Source organism: Puniceicoccaceae bacterium, from assembly GCA_040224245.1.
Lineage (GTDB): Bacteria > Verrucomicrobiota > Verrucomicrobiia > Opitutales > JAFGAQ01 > JAKSBQ01.
The window spans coordinates 1-21,729 of the sequence record JBEGIR010000002.1; the positions used below are offsets into that span (position 1 = coordinate 1).

The following is a 21,729-nucleotide window of genomic DNA, read 5'->3' on the forward strand; positions in this document are numbered from 1 at the left end:
GACGGGGTGCAGATTCGCGTTCTGCACATCCCTGGGCACGCACCAGACAGTCTCTGTTATGAGTTTCGACATGCACACGGCACCCCCGTTGCCATTGCTGCGGGTGATACGGTATACGCGCGCTCCGCCGGAAAAATTCCACAAGACTATCGGTATTCCCTCGAACTGCTGCGGCACAAGCTTCTCTCAGGTTCTCCCGACACCCTGCTGTTGCCCGGTCATGGTCCCGTCACTACCATCCGGACCGAACGCGAGTGCAACCCCTTTTTTGCAGGTTGAAACCACATCCAGAGGAACATGTTCCACTCACCGTTGATTATCAATCAGCTCTTCGATGGCCGACATTTGCTGTTCAATGCTTTTCTGTGACACCTTTCCATGGGTTCCCAGTTCCTGCGCAAACACAGAAACCCGGAATTCTTCGAGTGCAAAAAACAGATCCCTCACCTGGGCAACTACCCTCGCATTTGCCCCGGGAAGCTTTTGCGACAATCGCACATAGCGCTGCAACAAGGGCTGAAGTCGCTCGGCCTTCTCCACATCCTTTGCTGGATGATGTGCCGCACGCTGTAGCCGAAGCACATGCGCTTGCAAATAGCGCGGCACTTGCTCCAGGCGCTCAAGGTGATAGATGCGCATGAATCGCTTCGGAAGCAGACGCTGCAACAGCTGCTTTGTCAGTGAATGAGAAGCATATGGCCCATTCAACAACTCAAGCCTGCCCTTCCCAATGCGCTCCAGCAGCTCGCCAAGTTCATAGCGCATCCCTCGCAGTCGAAGGATGGCTTGCTGCACGCGTGATTCAAACTCCAGCTTGCGCAGTGGCCACTCCATGGATGGAGAAAACAGACTGCCGCGCACGAGCTGCTCCACATCCGCTGCAAAATCCTCCCAAACATACACATCACTGAAAGACAAACACACAGGTTTCAGTTGCTTGAGATCCCTCAAAAACCAACCCATTTCCCTGCCAACAGCCATTTCACAGAGCCTCCGGTAGGCTGCTGGTGTATGCAACAACGCCTGCTCCCGGTGCTTGAGCAAGCGCACCGAAACCTGTGCCTGGGTGTCCTGCACCAGTGATGGATACGCCATCAGGGGAACACCCTGGATGCTTGTCACTTCAATGGATTCGGGTAAATCAGGAAAACTCCAGCTTGTGACATTGGCCCGTTCCCACTCAACACACGCCTGTTTCCAGGCCTCAACCTGAGTGTGCGAGGAATGCGTGCCACCTTGCTTGCGAATCCAGGCTTCCGCACGGCTTTGCAATTCGTTCCAGTCCGAACTGCAAGCGACGACTTCTTCCGTTTCCGCCTCAGTGAGTTCAATCTTGAGTCTCAAGTGCTCTGGCAAGCTGTTCAGATCCCATGCACTCATGGGAATGCGCAGGTCAAATAATGTGGCAACCATAGCCGTAAGCTCCTCAACCAGCGATTTCGGACTCGGACGAAGCTGTGACAGGATCGCCGTACACTTTTCGCGCACCGGACTCAGAAAGCGACGGTAATCCTTCGGCAGTGTTCGCAGCAGATGTTCCACTTTCGGTTCCACCAATCCCGGAATCATCCAGTCCAGGCTCCCCTCCTGCACGCTCACGAAATGAGTTATCGGCATGCGAAGTGTTGCCCCATCATTCACCTCACCCGGTCGATAGCGGTAATCGACGCGAACCGTGATTCCTCCAAGATCCAATTGATCCGGAAATGCGCCTTTTTCCGAGTCCAGAACCTCTCTGTCCAACAGGTCCGCAGGTTTCAGCAGCATGCCTTCCTGTTGCTCCGGACTCAAACCTCGCCACCACCGGTGCAGTTCTGCTACCGAGCTGATTTCCGGCAGGCGCTCGTCGTAGAATTGATACAATCGATAATCGAGATCATACGAAAGCGTGCGGCGAAACCGCGTCTGCAGCTCCACAACTTCCTCCGCCACCTTCGCATTGTGATCAAGAAATGCAAAGTGATCCCGGATTCCCTTTTCGAGAATGCCACTTCGAATCAGAATTTCCTTGGACTGCGCCGCATCCACTCGCCCATAACCCGCCCGGCTCTTATCAATCAGAAGACCATACAAAAATTCCTTCTTCCACGCCAGGACGCGCTGGGAACGAACCGACCAGTGTGGCTCCTGATACGAAACTTTCATCAAATGCGCTCCCGCCTTGCGAATCCACTGTGGGTCCACCACCGCCAGAGTCCTCGCAAACAAGCGTGAGGTCTCCACAAATTCAGCTGCCATCACCCATTCCTTTGGACCCGAAGCGCGTTCGGGTTTTCGCGACTTGGAGGCTTCACGGGCATGGCGCAGCTGCTTCTGAAACATCACCGACCCCGGAAACACCATCACCTTGCGCCCTCGAGTTGCCTGAAACCAGTTGCCCTGCTCCCGAAACGCGACATTGCCAATCAGTCCCGTCAAGATGCTACAATGAATCGCATCCACGTCGTCAGTCCCATCCCCCAGATCAAAGCGATCCATATCCTCCAGAACCGCGCGAATCTGCTGATGAATTTCACGCCACTCCCGAAGACGCTGGTAAGAGATGAAATGATCGCGACAGAAAATTCTCATCTTACTCTGCGACCATTTTTCATATTTTTCATCAAAATCTTTCCAGATTTGCAGCAAACTGAGAAAATCAGACCCTTTTACTTTGAATTTCTGGTGTTCCTGATCCGCCTTTGCCTCTTTTTCCAAGGGGCGTTCACGCGGATCCTGAATCGACAAACCCGAAGCGATGATGAGCACACTGCGCAGCACGTTGCGCTCTCTGGCCTCGATCAGCATACGTCCGATCGTCGGGTCAATCGGCAGTCTCGCGAGCTTGCGGCCAATTTCTGTCAGGACTTCGTTCTCATCGATCGCGCGCAGTTCCTTCAGTAAAATCATGCCTCCCTGAATCGCACGCGACTCCGGTCGATCCAGAAAGGGAAACTGCTCGATGGTTCCAAACTTGAATGCCTTTAAGCGCAGAATGACTGCAGCGAGATTTGAACGGAAAATTTCAGGCGGAGTAAACTCCGGTCGACTGGCAAAGTCTTCTTCGCTGTAGAGTCGGATGCACACCCCCTCCGATACACGACCACACCTGCCTTTCCGCTGGTTGGCACTGCTCTGGGAAATGGGTTCAATCGGCAGTCGCTGTGTCCTCGAGTGCGAACTGTAGCGACTGATGCGCGCCAAACCCGAGTCCACCACATAGCGAATCCCCGGTACCGTGATGGATGTTTCTGCAATATTCGTGGCCACCACTACCTTGCGGCGCCCACCGGTGCGGAAAATGCGCTGTTGATCCGACTGGCTCAAGCGTACAAACAGCGGCACAACCTCCAGACGCGCCCCATACGCCCCATCCAGCCGGTCACACAGCTCACGAATGTCCTTCTCAGCGGGCAAAAACACCAGGATGTCCCCTTGCCTCGAACCCGACAGAATCTGCTGCACTGCCTCATCGCAGGCTTCAATATAGGTGAAATTCTCCTCCCGCTCATCAAAGGGTTGATAGCGAACTTCAACCGGGTAAATGCGCCCCGTCACCTCAATCACGGGTGCCCCGCCAAACGCCTCCGAAAACTGCTGCGTATCAATCGTTGCAGAAGTCACAATGATTTTAAGATCCGGTCGGCGCTCGCGAATCTGAATCAGGTGTCCTAAAATAAAATCGATGTTCAGGCTGCGCTCGTGGGCTTCGTCCACCACAACCACAGAATAAGCCCGCAGCAGGGGATCTCGCTGCATTTCATTGAGCAAGATGCCATCGGTCATGACCTTGATCCGGGTGCGCCGATTCGTCTGATCGGTAAACCGGATCTTGGTTCCCACCAGACTTCCTCCCGAAGGCCCCAGCTCTTCGGCAATGCGATTGGCAACCGCAAACGCTGCCACCCGTCGCGGTTGGGTGCAACCAATCACGCCACGCTTACCCAGTCCGGCCTTGAGACAGAGCTTTGGGATCTGGGTGGTTTTCCCGGAACCCGTTTCCCCGCGAATGATGACAACCTGGTGTTCGCGCAGCTTCCGCAGTATCACTTCTTCCTGTTGCGAAATCGGAAGCTCTTCGGGTAATCGGATCTGGGCTGGATCAAACATGAATTGCAAACCCTCCATGCAACGGCTCGCTCGCACGTTGGCAACCCTACAAATCTGCAATCCCGCCCATCTCCATTGTCGGCCTTGAAGTCATTGCACCTGCTCCGCCAGTGCCGGAAAGCGAAAGGGCCATTCACCCTCATGGATGAATGGCCCCGCCCACTACTTCCTCTTCATTGCCATTTCAGATCGCTGAGTAAGAGCCAGGTGTTTCTCCTTCTTCTTGATTCTCTTGGTCTTGGACTGCTCGTGCGCAGTCTTCTTTTTGATAGCCTTCGGGGACTTATCGCCCATGATCATTCTCCTTTCTTGTTGTTCTTCTGGTTCCAATTACCGAAGTTCGGTAAATTTTCCGCTCCACTGCCTTGAATCACTTTTCCATTAAATCCCTATCCATGACGAAGCTGCCCCGCAGCATGTTCTTCGCCCACGGGTTACGCCCCGTCTGCCTTGCTCAATCGTAGAAAACGAACAGGATTCAGCGATTTCAGGAACTCCAGAAACCGCTTCAACCGCAGCCGTTCCGCCAAAAAGAGTCCGCTCTTCCTGCCAGCTCCACTCAAGCTGCCCTTGAACCCGGCTTTCCTTGTCTCGCCTTTCGCATCTGCGGGACCTTTGGAAGGGAAACTGGCAGATCAATGGGACTCAGTTGAACCCGCCGGAACAAGCGGCGACGGTGTCTGTGCCGAAGTTTCCGCGCCAACTTGTCCACCATCTCGTCGATAGCAGCGTAAGCGTTCTTCGATTTGACGGAAGCCACGAGGTCTGGGCCATTAAGCTCCACAATCCCGCGGGCAACAAACACCCGTCCACGAACCTTTTGAGTTTCCAACTCAAGTTCAACACGCACTCTTATGATATGTCGATCCTGTCGCAGGAGTTTATCGACCTTATGCTCAATGAATTCTTTGTTTGCCTGGCTCAATTCCAAGCCGTTTCCGCACAGAATAATATCGTTAGTATTCATTATTTCATTTATACTTCGTTTACACGTTGATTTACGCGTACATACGCACTCCCCCCCTAAGTCATTAAACTCCAGGGAAATCAGGTGTGGATGCTGCAAAACATGCAGCGGAATCCCAGGCACTACCTGGAATACAGGACAAATGAAACCCGATGATCCGTGAAAATCTCAGCCTCCTAAAATGAAGGAGGAATCCTTTTCAAAGGATCATCGGCGTTAAGCGAGGAAGATCAGACTATATGCTCCTCCAACAAGTCGAAACAAACTATTAATATCCTGACTCATTCTGCCAAGAATTTAGGTCAACCCCCAGACATTGTCAAGGGCATTCGTACGATGAAACCGATAGTCGAATATGGTTATTTCGCAAGATACCGTTCTAATATTTACCCCCTTCATGGCTGACGCCCCGAAAAGCGGTTTCCAATCCGTTTATCCATTACTTCCGCAAGAAGCCCTTCTTTCGTTGAGCGGATAGGTTCGATTTTTACTTTACAGTTAAGACAACAGGCCTTTGTAATCCAAGTAATTGTAAAAGAGAAGATTGCGAAATCCCTACTCTGAGAGCGGCTTTACTTGATCCCAACGGGTTCTCAGATTGATGATGCATGCGCGCAGAATTCAATTTCAATAAATCAGCCTATGAAAAAAATACTACTTAAAACCGCCTTAGCCTTCAGCACGGCGGCTTCTCCCTTTCTGGGAGCACAGACTGAGATCAATCCGCGTTTATCGACTGACGAGATTGCTCCGATTAATCCCTACATTTACGGACAGTTCATTGAACACCTTGGCCGCTGTATTTATGGCGGTATCTGGGCGGAAATGCTCGAAGACCGTAAGTTTTATCATCCTGTGAGTCCTGATTATGATCCTTACGGTGATCAAATTCTGGCAGACCCCGATTTTCCTGGAGTCATTGACGCGACCGAGTTTCCGGTTGTATCGGGTTCCCCTTGGGAAATCATTGGCAATGTCGATGGCCTGAAAATGGTCACTCAGGGCAGCTTTGTGGGGAGACATACCCCAAGAATCAAGGCTGGCACCGCAATTCGCCAGCATGACCTCGGTGTCGTCGAAGGCATGAACTATCCTGGATATCTCTGGGTCAAGCCCTTGGGCGGGGATGCTGAGCTTGAAGTGACTCTCACTTGGGGTCAGCCCCAAACAGATGCTGCCTCCACCCGTATTCATGTAGATGGCAACAACTCCGACTATGTTAAGAAAAGCTTTGAATTTGTCGCAAAGAACACGGTTGCCATGGGTGCCACTTTAACGGTTTCCGTTGTAAAGGGAGAAGTTCTTCTCGGCACCCTTTCTCTGATGCCAGGGGACAATGTCCACGGGATGCGCAGCGACACCTTGGATCTCTTGCGTGAGTTGGACTCCCCGCTTTACCGTTGGCCAGGTGGAAATTTTGTCAGTGGATACAACTGGCGTGATGGCATCGGAGATCGTGATCGTCGTCCTCCACGCCGCAATCCTGCCTGGACTGGCGTCGAGCATAATGATTTTGGCACCGATGAATTCCTGCTCTTTTGCCGCCTGATCGGTGCGGAACCCATGATCGCCGCCAATACCGGGTTTGGCGATTCCTATTCCGCTGCCCAGTGGGTGGAATATACCAACGGCGATACTTCCACGATTGGGGGAAGCTGGCGTGCCCAGAACGGACACAAGGAACCCTATGGCGTACGCTATTGGTGCGTAGGCAACGAAATGTGGGGCAACTGGCAGCTTGGACACATGCAGCTCCATCATTACGTGCTGAAACACAACGAATTTGCAGAGGCTATGCTGGATGCCGATTCCAATCTTGTGCTGATTGCCTCCGGTGATTTGGAACGGATCAACCATGGCACCGATCCCGTGCAATCCCGCAGAGGGATCCCGTGGACAGAGGGAATGCTCTTGGACAGCTCCAACTACATGGACATGATTTCTGAGCACTTTTATGCAGGAAGAACACCTTGGAGCGAAACTGGTAGAGTTGCTTTAACCCAGCATATCGCGAGCATGCAAAACAGCATTCGCACCAAGGCGGAAGGCCACCGGGTCTTGCAGACACAGTTGGAGCATCTCGATGACCGGATTATCCCGATCGCAATGACCGAGTGGAATTACTGGCACCGTGACTATGCTTATGGTGAGCTGGGTTGCATCTATGACCTTGCTGACGGCCTGGGGACTGCTGCTGGCTTGCATGAGTATTTCCGACATACAGACATCATCGAAATGGCACTATACGCCCAAACGGTGAATGTGATCGGGGCAATTAAAACGACCCGAATTTCTGCTGAGATTGAGACGACTGGCCTGGCTTTGAGCATGTATCGTAAGCACTTCGGCAAGTTCCCCCTGAAAGTTGAAGGGGTGGAAGGTCCTTTCGATGTTTCGGCTGCGATGACTGAGGATGGACAGTATCTCACCATCGGGGTGATTAATCTCACTACTGAAATGGCACTTTTGAATCCCGAGATCGCAGGCGTGCAGGTTACTGGAAGCGCCAGCCGCTGGCATTTTTCCGGTGAAGATGAGTTTGCCTATAATGCACCGGGACAGGAGCGCTCTGTTGACATCAAGCACGCTGTAGGGCTTGACCTTTCCCAAGGTCTGGAAGTTCCCGCTCTCAGCGCTGCGATTTTTGTTTTACCCCTTGCAACTGCAGCGCGCTAGCGCAAACGGGTTCCTTAGTCCGCCTGTTCTGCAGGTTTCCACTTCGGATCGAAACCCGATCACGAATGAATTAAATGGGCCAGTGGCAGTATCTGCGTATTGCCACTGGCCGCTTTGCTTGAAGCTCACATTCCGATTGCCAGATCACGCTTCAATGCAAATCCGCACCTATCGTGTGACACCATACCCTTTACCCATACACGGCGCTTCGCTCCTGAATTTACCCCTGCTCTGGTGGCTGATGCACCGTACCGAGCACACGGCAACACCTTTAAAAGTACTTTCCTGACAGTATCAGTCGCGCATCCACAAACGCGCTTGAATCCCCCAAAAGCTCTGACAAGATGCATTCACAGCATGCAAGCATCATCCGAACACAACCGGGGACCCCAGCCCATCGAACAAGTCATGGCAAAGCACCAGCTCAAGAACCATGACCTCGTGGCCGCTTCGCCCCACCCCATCTCGCACAAGATGGTCGCAAGAGCCTGCAAGGGGCGTCAGCTGACTCCCCATTCCCAGCACCGCATCCTTGACGCACTCAATGCCACCGGACACGGTCCGTTCACCCTTGCCGATCTTTTTAACTACGGTCCGCACACCCGCAAATCCTCTCCCGATGCATGTGCATGAAGCGAATCTGCTGGCATTCCCTATTCACAGTCTTGTTTCTGATCCTGTCGTCGGGATGCGCGACGGAATTTCGTCCGATTGAAGGAGTAACAGTTCCCCGCAACCTTGAGGAAGCCTGCGTTGAACTCGACCGCATGCTCACCGATCAGCAAAAACAGGCCCTGCGTTCAGGCGATACCGAGGTCAAGGACCTCGTGCTGACTTTCGGAATGCAGCTCAAAGAATACTGGGGACTTTGGAAAGATTCCAAAATTGCCACTTACCTGCGAAAGCGAGACATCGAACACCCCGATCAGATGGTGGCTGTCATCTTCAATCATTACGTGGCTTACCTGCGCAGTGAACAAGCTCCCTGACCTGCAGTTCAGGAGCATTCTGCTTAGCTCATTTCCAAACACCATATCCGCCTCGAATTGGTAAATTTCGCCACCTTGCTGCGCAAATGATTCCGTCCCATTTTTGAAACTTAACAGTTTCGACAAAGGGACAGAAGTATAGGCGCTGACAGATGCACACCCAACGGGCTGAAGTGCGGTTGCGACCCATCACCCTTAGCTGCTCAACAGAAATCCACCTCGATTTCATGTGCAAAAAGTTCACTGCAGGGTACTTCCATACTTCACTGCAAAGCCATCAATACTGCCTTCCAGGAGCTATTTTTAAGCAGGTTTCGACGATTCTCCATCCATTCAAGAATCTCTGAAACAATTCAAACTCCTCAACGTAATCATGAATAACAATCAAATTGGCATAGATTCCGATAGGAGAACTGAATTCATTCAAAAATTGCTCCCACCCTTTTCCCAATTCACCATGTCGCTCCAACGTATCTTTGTTCCCGTCCGCTGCCTCTGGCTTCCATTTCCGGCTTTTGCCACTGGAGTCCTGCTCTTGAGCAGCTGCACAACCTCCGTGCAGCCCATCAACCCACCTGAACGCATCACCTCACTGCAGCCAGACTCCTGGGCAGCAACCGAAAATGCACCAGAAACCCGATTCACCATGATTTCCACCGAGAATCCGCACGACTGGATCCGGCGCTTCAAGGACAGCACACTGGACGCACTGATTTCCGAAGCGCTTCGCCACAATCCGGATCTCAAGGTGGCGGCCGCCCGACTCGAAAGTGCTCGACAGATTCTGCGTTCAACACGAGCGGACCTCTACCCATCTCTGGGCATTGAGGGTAGCGGCAGTCGCACGGAATCTCGCCCACAGGGAGCACCGACCCGCACGACTGATGTGTATAGCCTGGGGTTGGGAGCGTCCTGGGAACTGGACCTCTGGGGACGCATTCGCAACGACGCCTCCGCAGCTGTTGCAGAACAGGATGCGACTGGGTTCGATTTACTCCAGGCGCGCCATGCCCTGATTGCAGGTGTCGGCAGCACTTGGTACCAAACCATCGCAGCTGCAGAGCAACTGCAATTGGCTCATGAAACGCTCGAAAACTATCGCTCGACCACGGCCTTGATTCAGAACCGCTTTGAGCGGGGCATTGACTCTGCACTCGATTACCGGCTTGCTGCGGCCAACGCGGCCACTGCTGAAAGCACATTGGCGCGACGTGAGGAGGCGTTTAAACGCAGCTTACGTGCACTGCAGATCCTCATCGGACGCTACCCGGATGCAGAACTTGAAGTGCCCACCCAACTGCCGGACTTGCTCGACAACGCACCTGCTGGAATTCCCGCACAAGTGATCGAGAGACGTCCGGATGTTCGCGCTGCGATCCACCGCATCGCAGCGGCATCCCACGCGATCAAGGCCTCCTCCCGGGTTCGCCTGCCGTCGATCCTGCTCACCGGAAGTGCCGGCCTGCAGAGCGAAGCCTTTCGAGATCTGCTCGATAGCGATACCGAATCCTGGAACGTGGCACTCACCGTAAACCAACCCGTGTTCACTGGTGGTCGTCTTGATGCCAACGTGCAGCGTTCCCGCGCCCTTTTCGAGCAGGCACAGGCCCGCTACGAGCAGGTCGTCTTGCAGGCTTTTTTTGAGATCGAACAGGCACTCGATGCGGATCTCACCTTTGCCGCGCTGGAGCGCTCAGCACAGGAGGCTGCCAGTCAGTCAGCCGAGGCCGAACAACTCGCCTGGCAACAGTACACCTCCGGACTCATCAATATCGTTACGGTGCTCGAGTCTCAGCGCTTTGCGTTGAACGCAAGGCAAAGCCTCATTGAGGCCCGCAACGCTCGCCTTCAAAACCGTATTCAGCTTTTCCTCGCCCTTGGGGGTGATGCCTGAACCCCAAGCGTCAAAATCTCTTTTCAACAACATCCATCTGCTCACATCTATGAAAAAGTTTCTGATAACGATTGCCTCCATCGCAGGAATCATCGTGCTCACTGGCATGGCGTTCGCTGGCCTGATGGCCACTAAAACCGAGCCTGAAAAACGCGAAATCGAGGTGCAACGCACCCTCGTTGAAATCGTGCGCGCCAAACCTCAGCCCGTGTATTTTCACGTGCAAAGCCAGGGAACGGTTTCACCCCGGACCGAAACCACTCTCTTCCCTGAAGTATCAGGATTGATCACCCACGTTGCACCCTCCCTCTACGCAGGTGGGACCTTCGAAAAAGGCGAAGTGCTGCTTCAAATTGATTCAGCTGACTACGAAGCCGCAGTTATTTCAGCTGAAGCACAGCTGGCACGAGCCGAAGTGGATTATCTTCGCGAGAAAGCACTTTCAGAACAAGCGCTCAAGGATTGGGTTGCCCTCGGAAAAACTGCCGAAGAAGCTCCATCACTTGCCCTGCGGGAACCCCAGTTGAAGGAAGCGCAAGCGAATATCCGTTCTGCTGAAGCTGCGTTGGCCCGGGCCAGGCGCAACCTCCAGCGCACCACCATCGTAGCCCCTTACGAGGGCATGGTGCGGGAGCGGTACGCCGATCTCGGTCAGGTTGTCAATCCGGGCACGCAACTCGCACAGATCTTTGCAACCGATTTTGTCGAAATCCGCCTTCCCCTTACCGCTGAAGACTTGCTTTTCATCGATCTACCCTTCGCCTTTCGCAGCGTCGAAGATACTGCACCAGCTCCCAAAGTGATACTGGTTTCACGTTTTGGCGGCATGCAACACCAGTGGGTCGGGCATATTGTACGAACTGAGGGAACCATTGATCCGAAATCCCGCGTCATGTATGCCGTCGCCAGAGTCGAGGATCCCTATGGAAGGTACAATCCCTCGCAATCCGTACCACTCAGCATTGGCATGTTCGTGCAGGCTTCTCTGCAGGGACGAGTCTACGATCCACTCGTGGTGATTCCACGCCACGCGCTGCGGGGTTCCGATCAGGTCCTTGTCGTCAATGCGGAAGATTCGATCCACCGCCGAAACGTAGGAGTGCTGCGCACTGACGACAAATGGGCCTACCTTCAGAGCGGTATTCAACCTGGGGAACGCATTTGCCTGACCGCCCTGGAGTTTGTGGTCGAGGGCATGCCAGTCGAGGCCGTCGAAAACACCGATGTCAACCTTAGCTACTACAGCAATCACCACGATCAATTCAGCCTGAAATAGGTCCATGTTGATCAACATCCCCCTTCATCCCTTCTTCGTTTTCCCGTTATGCAACACCATCCCGACCCTGAACCCGCTTCCGACCGAGGCATCATCAGCTGGTTCGCACGCAACCACATCGCCGCCAATCTGCTCATGCTGGCGATTCTCTTCATCGGAATCACGAGTGCACTCCATATCCGCAAAGAGTTTTTTCCACAGGTAGCGCTCGATTCGATTCGCATCGGCGTTCCCTATCTCGGTGCTGCACCGCAGGAGGTAGAAGAGGGCGTGTGCGTCAAGATTGAGGAGGCTATTCAAGATATTGAAGGCATCAAACGCATCCAGTCCTGGGCCTCCGAGGGCTATGGCACCGTCGTCGTGGAGATCGAACCCGACTACGATGTCGGTCGCAAGCTCGACGAAATCAAAAATCGTGTCGATGCGATTTCTACCTTTCCTGCGGAAACAGAGAATCCCGTCATTTACGAACAGAAGATCGAGCAGGAAGTGCTCTGGATGACGGTCAGTGGCGACATGGATGAACGCAGCCTGAAGGAATTGAGCAAACAAATCCGGGAAGAACTGATCACGCTCAACCCCGCAAGCCTGGAGTCAGATCGCTCCTTTTGGGAGAAGTTGCTCTTCCCCTATTCCCGGGTGACGCAGGCACAGGTGCGCGGTGACCGGGGTTATGAAATCTCGATTGAAATCAGTGAAACCGCGCTGAGGGAATATGCGTTGACCTTTGATGATGTCGTTCAGGCCGTGCGCAACTCCTCTCTCGACCTGCCCGCAGGTTCCATCAAGACCGAAGGCGGAGAAATCCTGCTGCGCACCAAAGGGAAGGCCTACCGTGGACCCGAGTTCGAAAACATTGTGCTGCTCACCCATGAAGATGGCACACGTTTGCTGCTGGGTGAGGTTGCCAACGTCGTAGATGGTTTTCAGGACTATCAGGCACTGCTCGAGTTTGATCACGAACCCGCGCTGGCAATTCAGGTCTTTCGTGTGGGGGATCAGAATGCCCTCGATATCTCGCGCACCGTGCGGCGATTCATTGAGGTCCGCAGTGATACCCTGCCCCCTGGAGTGGAACTCAATATCTGGTTCGACTCTTCCACATTGCTCAAAGGCCGACTGAGCCTCATGCTACGAAACGCACTCGTCGGAGGAGCACTGGTCTTTCTTGCACTGGCTCTATTCCTGCGACTGAAACTGGCCTTCTGGGTCATGATGGGACTCCCCGTCTGTTTCCTCGGTGCACTCTGGGTCATGACCCTGCCGTTCTTCGATGTATCGATCAACATGATCACGCTCTTCGGCTTCATTGTGGTGCTCGGAATCGTCGTGGACGATGCCATCGTGATCGGCGAAAATGTCTTCACGGTGACTCGCGCCGAGGGGCACAGTACCGAAAACGTGATCAAGGGTGCCCGCGAAGTCGCTACAGCTGCAACTTTTGGAGTGTTGACCACTATCGTGGCCTTCATGCCCATGCTCATGATCCCGGGAGTGAATGGAAAGATATGGGCGCAAATCGGAATCGTCATCATCCTCTGCCTTCTCTTCTCACTCGTGGAATCCAAGCTGATCCTTCCTGCCCATCTGGCACGCATGAAGGTGAACTACCATCGCGATTCCCACGTGGGACCCATCCTCTGGGTACAACGCAAAGTGGGCAGTGCCCTGCAATGGATCATCGAGCGACTCTATCGTCCGTGGCTGCGTTTTGCGATTGCCTACCGCTGGGTCACACTCACAGGCTTCACCGCCTTGATTGCGCTCTCCATCGCGCTCGTTCAATCCACTCAGGTTCCCTGGCAGTTTTTCCCCAACGTGCCGCTCGATGATGTCAATGTGAGGGTCGTCATGGCCGAAGGAACACCCTCACGCGTCACCCATCAGACGGCATTCTATCTTCGCGACCTCGCTGAACAGGTCAACGAAGAGATCAAAAGCACAACCCAGGACACCAACGGCATCATTGATCACACAATGGTGCTATCCTTTGATGAAAACAGTGCCCGCATCATCGTCACCCTCATGCCCGGTGAGGACCGCCACACCGATACCTTCGACTTCATCAATCGCTGGCGGGAAAAGGTCGGGCAAATACCCGGCCTCAATGAACTTGAGTTTCAAGGCAGCACCAACAGTGGTGGACAACCGATCAACTTCCAGTTGGTGGGTAATGATTTTGAGCAGCTCGATACTGTGGCAGACCGCATCAAGGAACAACTGGGAACTTACACTGGTGTCTTTGATATCAAGGATTCTTTCAGCACCGGCAAACAGGAACTTCGCCTCGAGATCAAACCCGAGGCTGAGGCATTGGGATTGAATCTCGGCGACCTCGCACGGCAGACCCGCTACGCATTTTACGGCGCTGAAGCCCAGCGCATTCAGCGCGGCAAGGACGAGGTCAGGGTGATGGTTCGCTATCCCGAAACAGACCGCCGCAACCTCAACACGCTCGAAACCATGCGAATCCGGACTCCCGACGGAGGAACTGTTCCTTTCGAATCCGTCGCCGTAGCGGTTCTGGACAAGGGTTACTCCACCATCCGACATGTGGATCGCAAGCGCGTGGTCAATGTGACCGCCGATGTGGACAAGGCATCGGTCGATGCCAACCGCATCATCAAGGAACTGCAAGAGGAGTTCATTCCCGATCTGTTGCGTCGCTATCCTGGCGTCAAATACGAAATCGAGGGCGAAAGCCGGGAACAGAATGAAGCGATGGGTGCGCTCAGCAGGGGCATGCTGATCTCGCTGTTTCTAATCTTTGCCCTGATGGCGATCCCTCTGAGTTCCTACATCAAACCTTTAATCATCATGTCCGTGATCCCATTCGGAATCGTCGGTGCTATCTTCGGACACTGGCTCATGGGCATGCCTCTGAGTGTTCTTTCAATCTGTGGCATGATGGCACTTTCCGGGGTTGTGGTGAACGACAGTCTGCTCATGGTCGATTTCATCAACAAACGCGAGCAGCGGGGCATGGATCGAATGGAAGCCATCCTCGAAGCGGGTCCAGCCCGTTTTCGCGCGATCCTACTGACCTCGTTCACAACCTTCTTCGGATTGCTTCCCATGCTTTGGGAACCCAGCCTGCAGGCAGCGTTTCTCAAACCCATGGCAACCTCCCTCGCCTTTGGCATTCTTTTCGCAACTGTGATCACCCTGATCCTGGTTCCATCAATCTACCTGATCGTAGATGATTGCGTTGCACTGCTAGGACGACTGGTCCGCTTTCCTGGCACGATGGGGAGGAGGCTTCGAAACCGTCGGGCGTTCCTGTCTCAAGCCTGAAACAGGACACTCTCTGCTCCCCGCAGCGACTCAACGCTCCAACGCTTCCCGAAAGCTCGGAGCCAGTTGTCGTGCGATTTCTTCATGTTCTGATGCGACCGGGTGTGCATCCTCCGGTCGCCCGGGGAAGTGACCCAATTTCAGGAACTGCACACGCTCACTTCCTACAAATTCCACAACCTGTTTCAGATAGTGATTGAGTGCCGAACGCTTGACTCCATCAGCCCCTTCAAGCCCAAACATCGGGGATTCGATCAAGAACACAGTCGCTTCGGGCGCATCACGCATGACTTTCCGCACCAACTCCACGTAGGCATTCACAAATTCATTCTGATCGGGAATGCCACGGCTGAAATCATTGGTTCCCAGGCAAATACCGACCACATCCGGAACATAGACAGTATGATCCCAGCGCGACTCTGGATCATCGGCCAATGTGCGCTCATAGAATTGTGGTGCATTGTTGGTGGCCCGATTCCCCTGCCAGTCCCGAATGACTCCGCGTCCACCATAGCTCACGAGATGCACCTGCGCATCCAACATGCGAGCAATGCGATATCCGTATGAAAGCCGTGCGTTGTGCGTGAATCCACCTTCTGTCGGTCCCCCTTCACGAATGTCGCAGGCAGAACCACAGGTAATCGAATCCCCGATGAACAGTAAGCGACGTTCAGGACGTTCGGGTGCGGGGTTCCATTCTCCCTGTTCCAGGCTCAGGGACTTGAAGCGCAGCATGCCCTGCCAGGTTTCATTGCGACGAACGATGCGTACCCGGTGTATCCCCGATCCACCCTCTGCCAGCCGCACCGTTTGTGTACCTTCTTCCAGCGGAATCCAGCGAAAAGGTCCCTCATCCACGCTAACATCCAGAAAAAGATCGGACTGAAGGGCCTCCACAATCAAATCCAATCCTTCGCCTTCAAAGGCGATGTCAATCGTCACTCCCGGGAATGAAGCAATGACAGATCCATCCGCTTCCCGTTGAACCCGCCCTTCAATCTGAACCAGATCTGAAGTCAGTACGAGTGATGTTGTTTCGGCAATCAGCACATGGGGCAATAACCCGATCACCAGTGAAAATACTTCGAAAATTCGATGGGGTTTCATCTTAAAACAGTTGTAATTCAGAGATTCGACTGCCTTCAACGACGGGGCAGCGTGTCGAACGAGGCCATCCAGTCCAGAATGGATTCCGCCCAGATAGCGTATCCTTCAGGACTGAGGTGCAAAAAATCCGGCATCAGTGATGACGGAATGCTTCCCTGAGCATCCAGGAATTGCTCTCCGATGTCCAGAAAAGTGACGCGTTCCCAGTTGTCCACTTCCGAAACACGGGCATTGAGTTCGCGGATTTTCGCCCGGTCCGGGTGATCCGAAAATTCCGAACGGGGAAACACCCCGTAGCACGCAATCTGCGCGTTCGAGAATTTCTCCTGCAGCAGACGCACCACTTCAAATACCCCTTCAGCTACCGCTTCAGGGCCTTCGTCCGTGTGTCCAAAATTATTCGTGCCGATGAGGCAAATGACATAGTCCGGATCCAGATTCGTCGCTGCGCCATGCTGCAAACGCCAAAGCACGTTTTGCGTCATGTCCCCACCAATGCCCAGGTTCAGACTCTGCATCGGTTCAAAGTGCTCTTTCCAGAGCGCACCTTCCCCCCAATGCCAACCTTCGGTGATGGAATCCCCGACAAACACAACTTTAGCGTCACCTTTTTCCGCCTGCTCAACCTGATCCGCGTGCATACGATACCAAGTTGCCAAGGACATCCAACTGTGGGAAACCAGTCGCGGCGCAGGCGTAACTGCCAGTGGTTGCTCAAGCGGTGAAGCCAGAAGGGTTAATACGGGGGCCAGCAGTCCGAGAACTGCACATGCAAACAAGCGCGGTGGATTCTTCATAAAATGAAACATGTGTGTTGCAGACGGCATGCATCCCGTCTCTGGTCTTATGTTCTCATCCATTGACAGAGAGGCAATGGAAAAGAAAGGGTCGTCGCAGGTGAATGTGGTCCCCACAGCATACGTTCCTAGCCGTCGTCTGTATCAGCAGGTTTCCTGCATCGATGAGTTGTATTCACACTTGATTAAACGTTTTATCGCACCCATGATCATCTGCTTTCGAAAAGCACGCTTACCAGATCGTAAAACCCTTGCCTGGTGCTGCATTTTGACCCTGTAATGGCTGTTCCCAACTTCGTATGAAATTAGGCTTAGGACTCTATCGGCACATGCTCAACGACGCGAATTTCAGCTTCGCTCGCCAGGCAGGCGCCACTCATATCGTCGCCCATCTTGTCGACTACTTCCGCGGAGGTCAGCACAGCGGTAAGGATGATCAACCCACTGGAACTGATCGAGGTTGGGGATTGGCAGGGGATCCACACCAGCTCTGGTCCATCGATGAACTGCGCGCTCTGCGACAGTCCGTCGAGAAACATGGACTCACACTCGAAGCCATTGAAAATTTCGATCCGGCTCACTGGTATGATATCTTGCTCGACGGCCCCAAACGCGACCAGCACATCCAAAATGTCAAAACCCTCATCGCCAATGTCGGAGCTGCAGGTATTCCTGTATTCGGTTACAATTTCAGCATCGCAGGAGTCGCCGGTCGCGTGAGTGGTGCATATGCACGTGGAGGTGCGGTATCAGTGGGCATGGAAGGAAATTATGATCTTCCCATGACCCAAGGCATGGCATGGAACATGGTTGTCGAACCGGATGTTCCCGATGCTCCGATTCCGCCCGCAACTCATGAACAACTGTGGGACCGGCTTCAGCGGTTTCTCGATGAGATACTGCCAGTTGCCGAAGCCAATGGAGTAGTGCTCGCGGCTCACCCCGATGATCCACCTACCCCATTCATGCGCGGTCAACCCCGTCTGGTCTATCAACCGCGTCTCTACCAGAAACTGCTCGATCTCAAACCCAGCCCTTCCAACAAGCTGGAATTTTGCATTGGTTCGCTCGCAGAAATGACTGAGGGGGACATCTATGACGTGGTTGATACCTATGCTGCCCAGAATGCATTGGGCTATGTACACTTTCGCAATGTGCGCGGAAAGGTGCCCACCTACAAGGAAACCTTTGTCGATGATGGTGATGTTGACATGCTCCGGGTACTGCAGATTCTGAAAAAACACAACTACCAGGGCGTGCTGATTCCAGACCACACCCCTCAACTCTCCTGCGATGCCCCCTGGCATGCGGGCATGGCCTATGCCATGGGTTTCATGAAAGCCGCTTTCAAAGCACTCGATATTCCATCCTGATTCAACTTACCCCTATCATGACTGCACCCAACGTCTTTTCCCTTTCCGGACAAACCGCACTCATCACGGGTGGCGGTTCAGGCATCGGAGCCGCCATGGCGCGATGCATGCACCAGGCGGGTGCCCAGGTCATCCTTGTCGGAAGGCGGGAAGCACAGCTGCAGGAACAATGCAAAGCACTCGGAGCGGGCAGCCATTTCATCGTTCACGACATCACCCAACTCGACCAGGCCGAGGATCTGATCGAAAAGGCCGAACAGGAGGCAGGTCCCCTCACCTGCCTGGTCAACAACGCGGGCATCCACGTGAAGAAATTTGCTGTGGACACGAGCATTGAAGAATTTCAGGCGGTGCTCAATACCCACATTCTCGGTGCACACGCCCTGGTCAAGGCACTGGCGCCCAGAATGATGGAACGCGGCACCGGTTCCATCCTTTTCACCGCTTCGATGGCTTCTCTTTTTGGAATTCCTCAAGTGATTGCCTACAGTGCTGCCAAATCCGGAATGATCGGTGTCGTGCGCACACTCGCCACTGAACTCTCACCCCATGGTATTCGCGTCAACGCAATCGCTCCCGGGTGGATCGAAACCGAAATGTCGAAAAAGGCGATGGACGGGGATCCCGCACGAAAACAAAAAATCCTCTCTCGCACCCCAATGGCTGCATTTGGAAAACCCGATGACATCGGCTGGGCAGCCGTCTACCTTTGCTCCGAAGCAGCTTCCTTTCTCACGGGCGTGACCCTTCCCGTGGATGGTGGAATCAGCATCGGATTTTGATCCTGTCGCATTCACAAATCTGAAATCCATCAGATACTTAATGAAAAAAGTTGAGTTTCTCGATTAATTAAACGTTTTATTTTCTAGGATTTTCTGCTATCAATAAATCTGTTCTTTGGAACCCGGGGCTATCCGCTTCTCGTTCCATCCTTTCTTCCTACATCCATTGCGCATCTTTTGCACCTCAATCAGCAGAGGTGTCACCCAAAAGCGGGCATTTCATTATGGGGTCTTGAAATGCCCGCTTCTCTTTTTCTCAAATGCGTTGCAATGCTTCAGCGATGCTCAGCATCGCACAGCGCTGCATTTCATGGCGAAAAGCCCCATTGCCCTGAATCACGTTGCGGGATCAGCGCACTGCAGTCGTTCAACTAAGGCAGCGTCGCAATACTGGCCCACCCGATTAGCGGTCGGTGCGGAAGGCATCTGCTGGCAGTCCTTCGCTGTTCACAAGGTTTGCACTGGCTGGATTCTGCGACCAGGCGTAACGCACGTAGACTGGCATTTCGACGGCTTCACTTCGCAGAACCACGGTCGATTTTCCTTCAATTTCTGCTTCTGCCCAGTGGAACACTTTGTCGGCACCGGCAATCACAAACCCTCCCAACACAGCATCGTCACGAGTTCGCAGTCCCTCACCCACATCTGAAAAGTGAACGCGAACTTCGTCACCGGAAACAGCAGCCTCCACAAATTGCGGCCCCTTGTAGATTACTTCATCGTGTCCGTAGGCGATGGCTTTCGCCGCAAGTGCCAGACGGTGTCCCACTGTCTGCTTGTCGAGCGGATGAATGTCATTCCATTCACCGACATCGTAAATCACCGCGATCGCGGAATTGGGCAGCCGTGTCGCAGCCGACTGCTGCTCACGAACCAGTGACCATCCGTTTTCGCCCTGCTGCGCATGGGACACCCGTTCCGTGTGAAGCCCTCGGTCAATCAGAGTAGAATCACTTCCTCCTGGCTGTATGTCCGGTTCTCCCAAATTTGCCAATTGCACAGAGAGAAAGGGAAACTCAACATTGCCGACCCATTTGCTTCGCCAGTCCATCACCATGGTTTCAAACATCTGCTGATACTTTTCAGGACGGCTTGTGTTGGACTCCCCTTGATACCAAATGGCCCCCTTAATGGCAAAACGGGTGAGCGGTGCAATTTTGCCATTGAACAATCCCATCGGTTTCCAACGAACAAAAGTTGTTCCCGGTGCAGTTTCATCCATGCGAATCTGCTTTGCCAACCACTCTCCCTCGAGCGAAATCGCTGGCTCTCCATTCAGCTTGAGGTGATACGGTTTATCCGTGAAAAACTTGCCCTCACGTCCGTTGACAACCACGCGCACGATCAGGGTATTGGTTCCCTCGCGCAACAAGCCATCGGGAACATCATAAATTCGCGGTGGATACTGATACGTCACCTCACCTACAAAACTTCCGTTCAGAAAGGCCTTGTCCGCATCAACGATGCGACCGATCCAGAGTTGCGCGGGCATCGCAGCCTGAGCGCTGGTCAACTCAAAGGTTTTTTTCAACCAGATCACACCCGGTCCTGCCTCCAGCCCTGCCTGGGTAAAACTTCCCGGCAACTCAATGAGTGTCCAATCCGACGTATCCGTTGCAGGATCAGCCCAAAGAAACTCGTTGCCATTGACAACCCCGGGATCCCGGTCAAACAGCTCAGCATACCAAGCATTGCTTGCTGCACGCTCCCGCTGCTCGGTTTCTTCAATAAGTCCATCATCCGCCCAGCGCTTTCCTTCAGCCAATTCCTCCGGAAACGCCTGTAACGCATCCTCACTCATCCAGCTCTGAACCGGAGACCCTCCGAGTGCGGCATTGATCAATCCAATCGGAACTCCTTCGGAATGATGAATCTCACGTGCGAAAAAATACCCAACTGCCGAAAACCGAAGCACGGACTGCGGATCGGCCGCAACCCAAGAGCCATTTTCAAGATCGCTTTTCGGACTCTTAAAATCGTAGCGATCTGGAACCTCAAACTGACGAATCAGGGGCAAGTCGCTATCTGCTACAATCTCGGGAAAACGGTATTTGACGCGCTCCATTGTCAGTTCCATGTTCGATTGCCCCGAAGCCAACCACACGTCCCCCACATACACATCCTCCATCACACGCTCTTCATCCTGTGTACGAATGACCAGTTGGTGAGGGCCTCCTGCTTCGAGCGTTGCAAACTGCAACGACCAGTTGCCCTGGGCATCCGCAGTGGCGAAATAGGTTGTGCCGAGAAACAAAACCTCAATCCGCTCCCCTGCATCACTCCATCCCCAAATCTGGGTATGATCTCCGCGCTGAAGCACCATGCCGTCCTGAAAAAGGCGGGGAAGCTGCAACGATGCCTGCAAGGTGAAGGCAATCGAAAGTAGGGATAGGGTCAGGAGTAAACGAAGGGCTTTCATCCGAATAATTGTGGGTAATTGAATAGTGATGTATGAAACCGGAAAGCCCCTATCCACTTATGGACA

The 21,729-nt window shown here is 53.5% G+C and carries 14 protein-coding genes; 9 read left to right on the plus strand and 5 right to left on the minus strand.

All coding sequences use genetic code 11. The annotated features are described in order from the left end of the window. On the plus strand, positions 1 to 279 hold a 279-nt coding region (locus ABQ298_00095; GenBank protein MEQ9822765.1), incomplete at its 5' end, for an MBL fold metallo-hydrolase. A 27-nt stretch (positions 280 to 306) separates the two neighbouring features. Here ABQ298_00095 and hrpA read toward each other — a convergent pair. Together hrpA and raiA are read right to left on the minus strand one after the other, a co-directional pair. Then, the gene (hrpA, locus tag ABQ298_00100; GenBank protein ID MEQ9822766.1) at positions 307 to 4,089 is read right to left on the minus strand and encodes an ATP-dependent RNA helicase HrpA; all 3,783 of its coding nucleotides are present in this window, start codon (positions 4,087 to 4,089) and stop codon (positions 307 to 309) included. A 559-nt stretch (positions 4,090 to 4,648) separates the two neighbouring features. Next, positions 4,649 to 5,056 (minus strand): ribosome-associated translation inhibitor RaiA, encoded by a 408-nt coding sequence (gene raiA / locus ABQ298_00105; GenBank protein ID MEQ9822767.1) that lies wholly within the window; start codon positions 5,054 to 5,056, stop codon positions 4,649 to 4,651. A gap of 642 nt (positions 5,057 to 5,698) precedes the next feature. Between raiA and ABQ298_00110 the strand changes: the two genes are divergently transcribed. From ABQ298_00110 to ABQ298_00135, 6 genes are all read left to right on the plus strand, one after another. Continuing rightward, positions 5,699 to 7,732: an alpha-L-arabinofuranosidase C-terminal domain-containing protein gene (locus tag ABQ298_00110; protein ID MEQ9822768.1), complete on the plus strand. Its 2,034-nt coding sequence runs from the start codon at positions 5,699 to 5,701 to the stop codon at positions 7,730 to 7,732. A 357-nt stretch (positions 7,733 to 8,089) separates the two neighbouring features. After that, on the plus strand, positions 8,090 to 8,365 hold the full coding sequence (locus ABQ298_00115; GenBank protein ID MEQ9822769.1) for a hypothetical protein: 276 nt from the start codon (positions 8,090 to 8,092) through the stop codon (positions 8,363 to 8,365). After that, positions 8,362 to 8,721: a DUF6794 domain-containing protein gene (locus ABQ298_00120; protein ID MEQ9822770.1), complete on the plus strand. Its 360-nt coding sequence runs from the start codon at positions 8,362 to 8,364 to the stop codon at positions 8,719 to 8,721. The genes ABQ298_00115 and ABQ298_00120 overlap by 4 nt, the downstream gene beginning before the upstream one ends. Positions 8,722 to 9,178: 457 nt before the next feature. After that, positions 9,179 to 10,615 (plus strand): efflux transporter outer membrane subunit, encoded by a 1,437-nt coding sequence (locus ABQ298_00125; GenBank protein MEQ9822771.1) that lies wholly within the window; start codon positions 9,179 to 9,181, stop codon positions 10,613 to 10,615. 49 nt (positions 10,616 to 10,664) lie between these two features. Further along, a complete protein-coding gene (locus ABQ298_00130; protein ID MEQ9822772.1) occupies positions 10,665 to 11,891 on the plus strand; it encodes an efflux RND transporter periplasmic adaptor subunit in 1,227 nt (408 codons plus the stop codon). Positions 11,892 to 11,939: 48 nt separating this feature from the next. Continuing rightward, the gene (locus tag ABQ298_00135) at positions 11,940 to 15,185 is read left to right on the plus strand and encodes an efflux RND transporter permease subunit (GenBank protein MEQ9822773.1); all 3,246 of its coding nucleotides are present in this window, start codon (positions 11,940 to 11,942) and stop codon (positions 15,183 to 15,185) included. Between the two features lie 30 nt (positions 15,186 to 15,215). On the opposite strand, the gene ABQ298_00140 is transcribed toward ABQ298_00135, so the two are convergent. Continuing rightward, positions 15,216 to 16,292, minus strand: coding sequence for a GDSL-type esterase/lipase family protein (locus ABQ298_00140; GenBank protein MEQ9822774.1), 1,077 nt, complete (start codon positions 16,290 to 16,292; stop codon positions 15,216 to 15,218). Positions 16,293 to 16,327: 35 nt separating this feature from the next. Then, positions 16,328 to 17,089, minus strand: coding sequence for a GDSL-type esterase/lipase family protein (locus ABQ298_00145; GenBank protein ID MEQ9822775.1), 762 nt, complete (start codon positions 17,087 to 17,089; stop codon positions 16,328 to 16,330). Between the two features lie 299 nt (positions 17,090 to 17,388). Here ABQ298_00145 and ABQ298_00150 point away from each other — a divergent pair, with 299 nt between their 5' ends. Both ABQ298_00150 and ABQ298_00155 read left to right on the plus strand, forming a co-directional pair. Then, entirely contained in the window at positions 17,389 to 18,462 is a 1,074-nt protein-coding gene (locus ABQ298_00150) for a mannonate dehydratase (GenBank protein MEQ9822776.1), read from the plus strand. 17 nt (positions 18,463 to 18,479) lie between these two features. Further along, positions 18,480 to 19,244, plus strand: a complete 765-nt coding sequence (locus ABQ298_00155; GenBank protein MEQ9822777.1) for an SDR family oxidoreductase — start codon at positions 18,480 to 18,482, stop codon at positions 19,242 to 19,244. 403 nt (positions 19,245 to 19,647) lie between these two features. Here the strand turns inward: ABQ298_00155 and ABQ298_00160 are convergent, their stop codons facing one another. Further along, on the minus strand, positions 19,648 to 21,663 hold the full coding sequence (locus ABQ298_00160; protein MEQ9822778.1) for a sialate O-acetylesterase: 2,016 nt from the start codon (positions 21,661 to 21,663) through the stop codon (positions 19,648 to 19,650). Positions 21,664 to 21,729: the final 66 nt, after the last annotated feature.

Bases quoted from the DNA above. Each gene is read 5' to 3' on its own strand.
- ABQ298_00155 (MEQ9822777.1), top strand. From the start codon at position 18,480: ATGACTGCACCCAACGTCTTTTCCCTTTCCGGACAAACCGCACTCATC.
- ABQ298_00120 (MEQ9822770.1), top strand. From the start codon at position 8,362: ATGAAGCGAATCTGCTGGCATTCCCTATTCACAGTCTTGTTTCTGATC.
- ABQ298_00135 (MEQ9822773.1), top strand. From the start codon at position 11,940: ATGCAACACCATCCCGACCCTGAACCCGCTTCCGACCGAGGCATCATC.
- ABQ298_00125 (MEQ9822771.1), top strand. From the start codon at position 9,179: ATGTCGCTCCAACGTATCTTTGTTCCCGTCCGCTGCCTCTGGCTTCCA.
- ABQ298_00150 (MEQ9822776.1), top strand. From the start codon at position 17,389: ATGAAATTAGGCTTAGGACTCTATCGGCACATGCTCAACGACGCGAAT.
- ABQ298_00160 (MEQ9822778.1), bottom strand. From the start codon at position 21,663: ATGAAAGCCCTTCGTTTACTCCTGACCCTATCCCTACTTTCGATTGCC.
- hrpA (MEQ9822766.1), bottom strand. From the start codon at position 4,089: ATGTTTGATCCAGCCCAGATCCGATTACCCGAAGAGCTTCCGATTTCG.
- raiA (MEQ9822767.1), bottom strand. From the start codon at position 5,056: ATGAATACTAACGATATTATTCTGTGCGGAAACGGCTTGGAATTGAGC.
- ABQ298_00140 (MEQ9822774.1), bottom strand. From the start codon at position 16,292: ATGAAACCCCATCGAATTTTCGAAGTATTTTCACTGGTGATCGGGTTA.
- ABQ298_00115 (MEQ9822769.1), top strand. From the start codon at position 8,090: ATGCAAGCATCATCCGAACACAACCGGGGACCCCAGCCCATCGAACAA.
- ABQ298_00130 (MEQ9822772.1), top strand. From the start codon at position 10,665: ATGAAAAAGTTTCTGATAACGATTGCCTCCATCGCAGGAATCATCGTG.
- ABQ298_00110 (MEQ9822768.1), top strand. From the start codon at position 5,699: ATGAAAAAAATACTACTTAAAACCGCCTTAGCCTTCAGCACGGCGGCT.
- ABQ298_00145 (MEQ9822775.1), bottom strand. From the start codon at position 17,089: ATGAAGAATCCACCGCGCTTGTTTGCATGTGCAGTTCTCGGACTGCTG.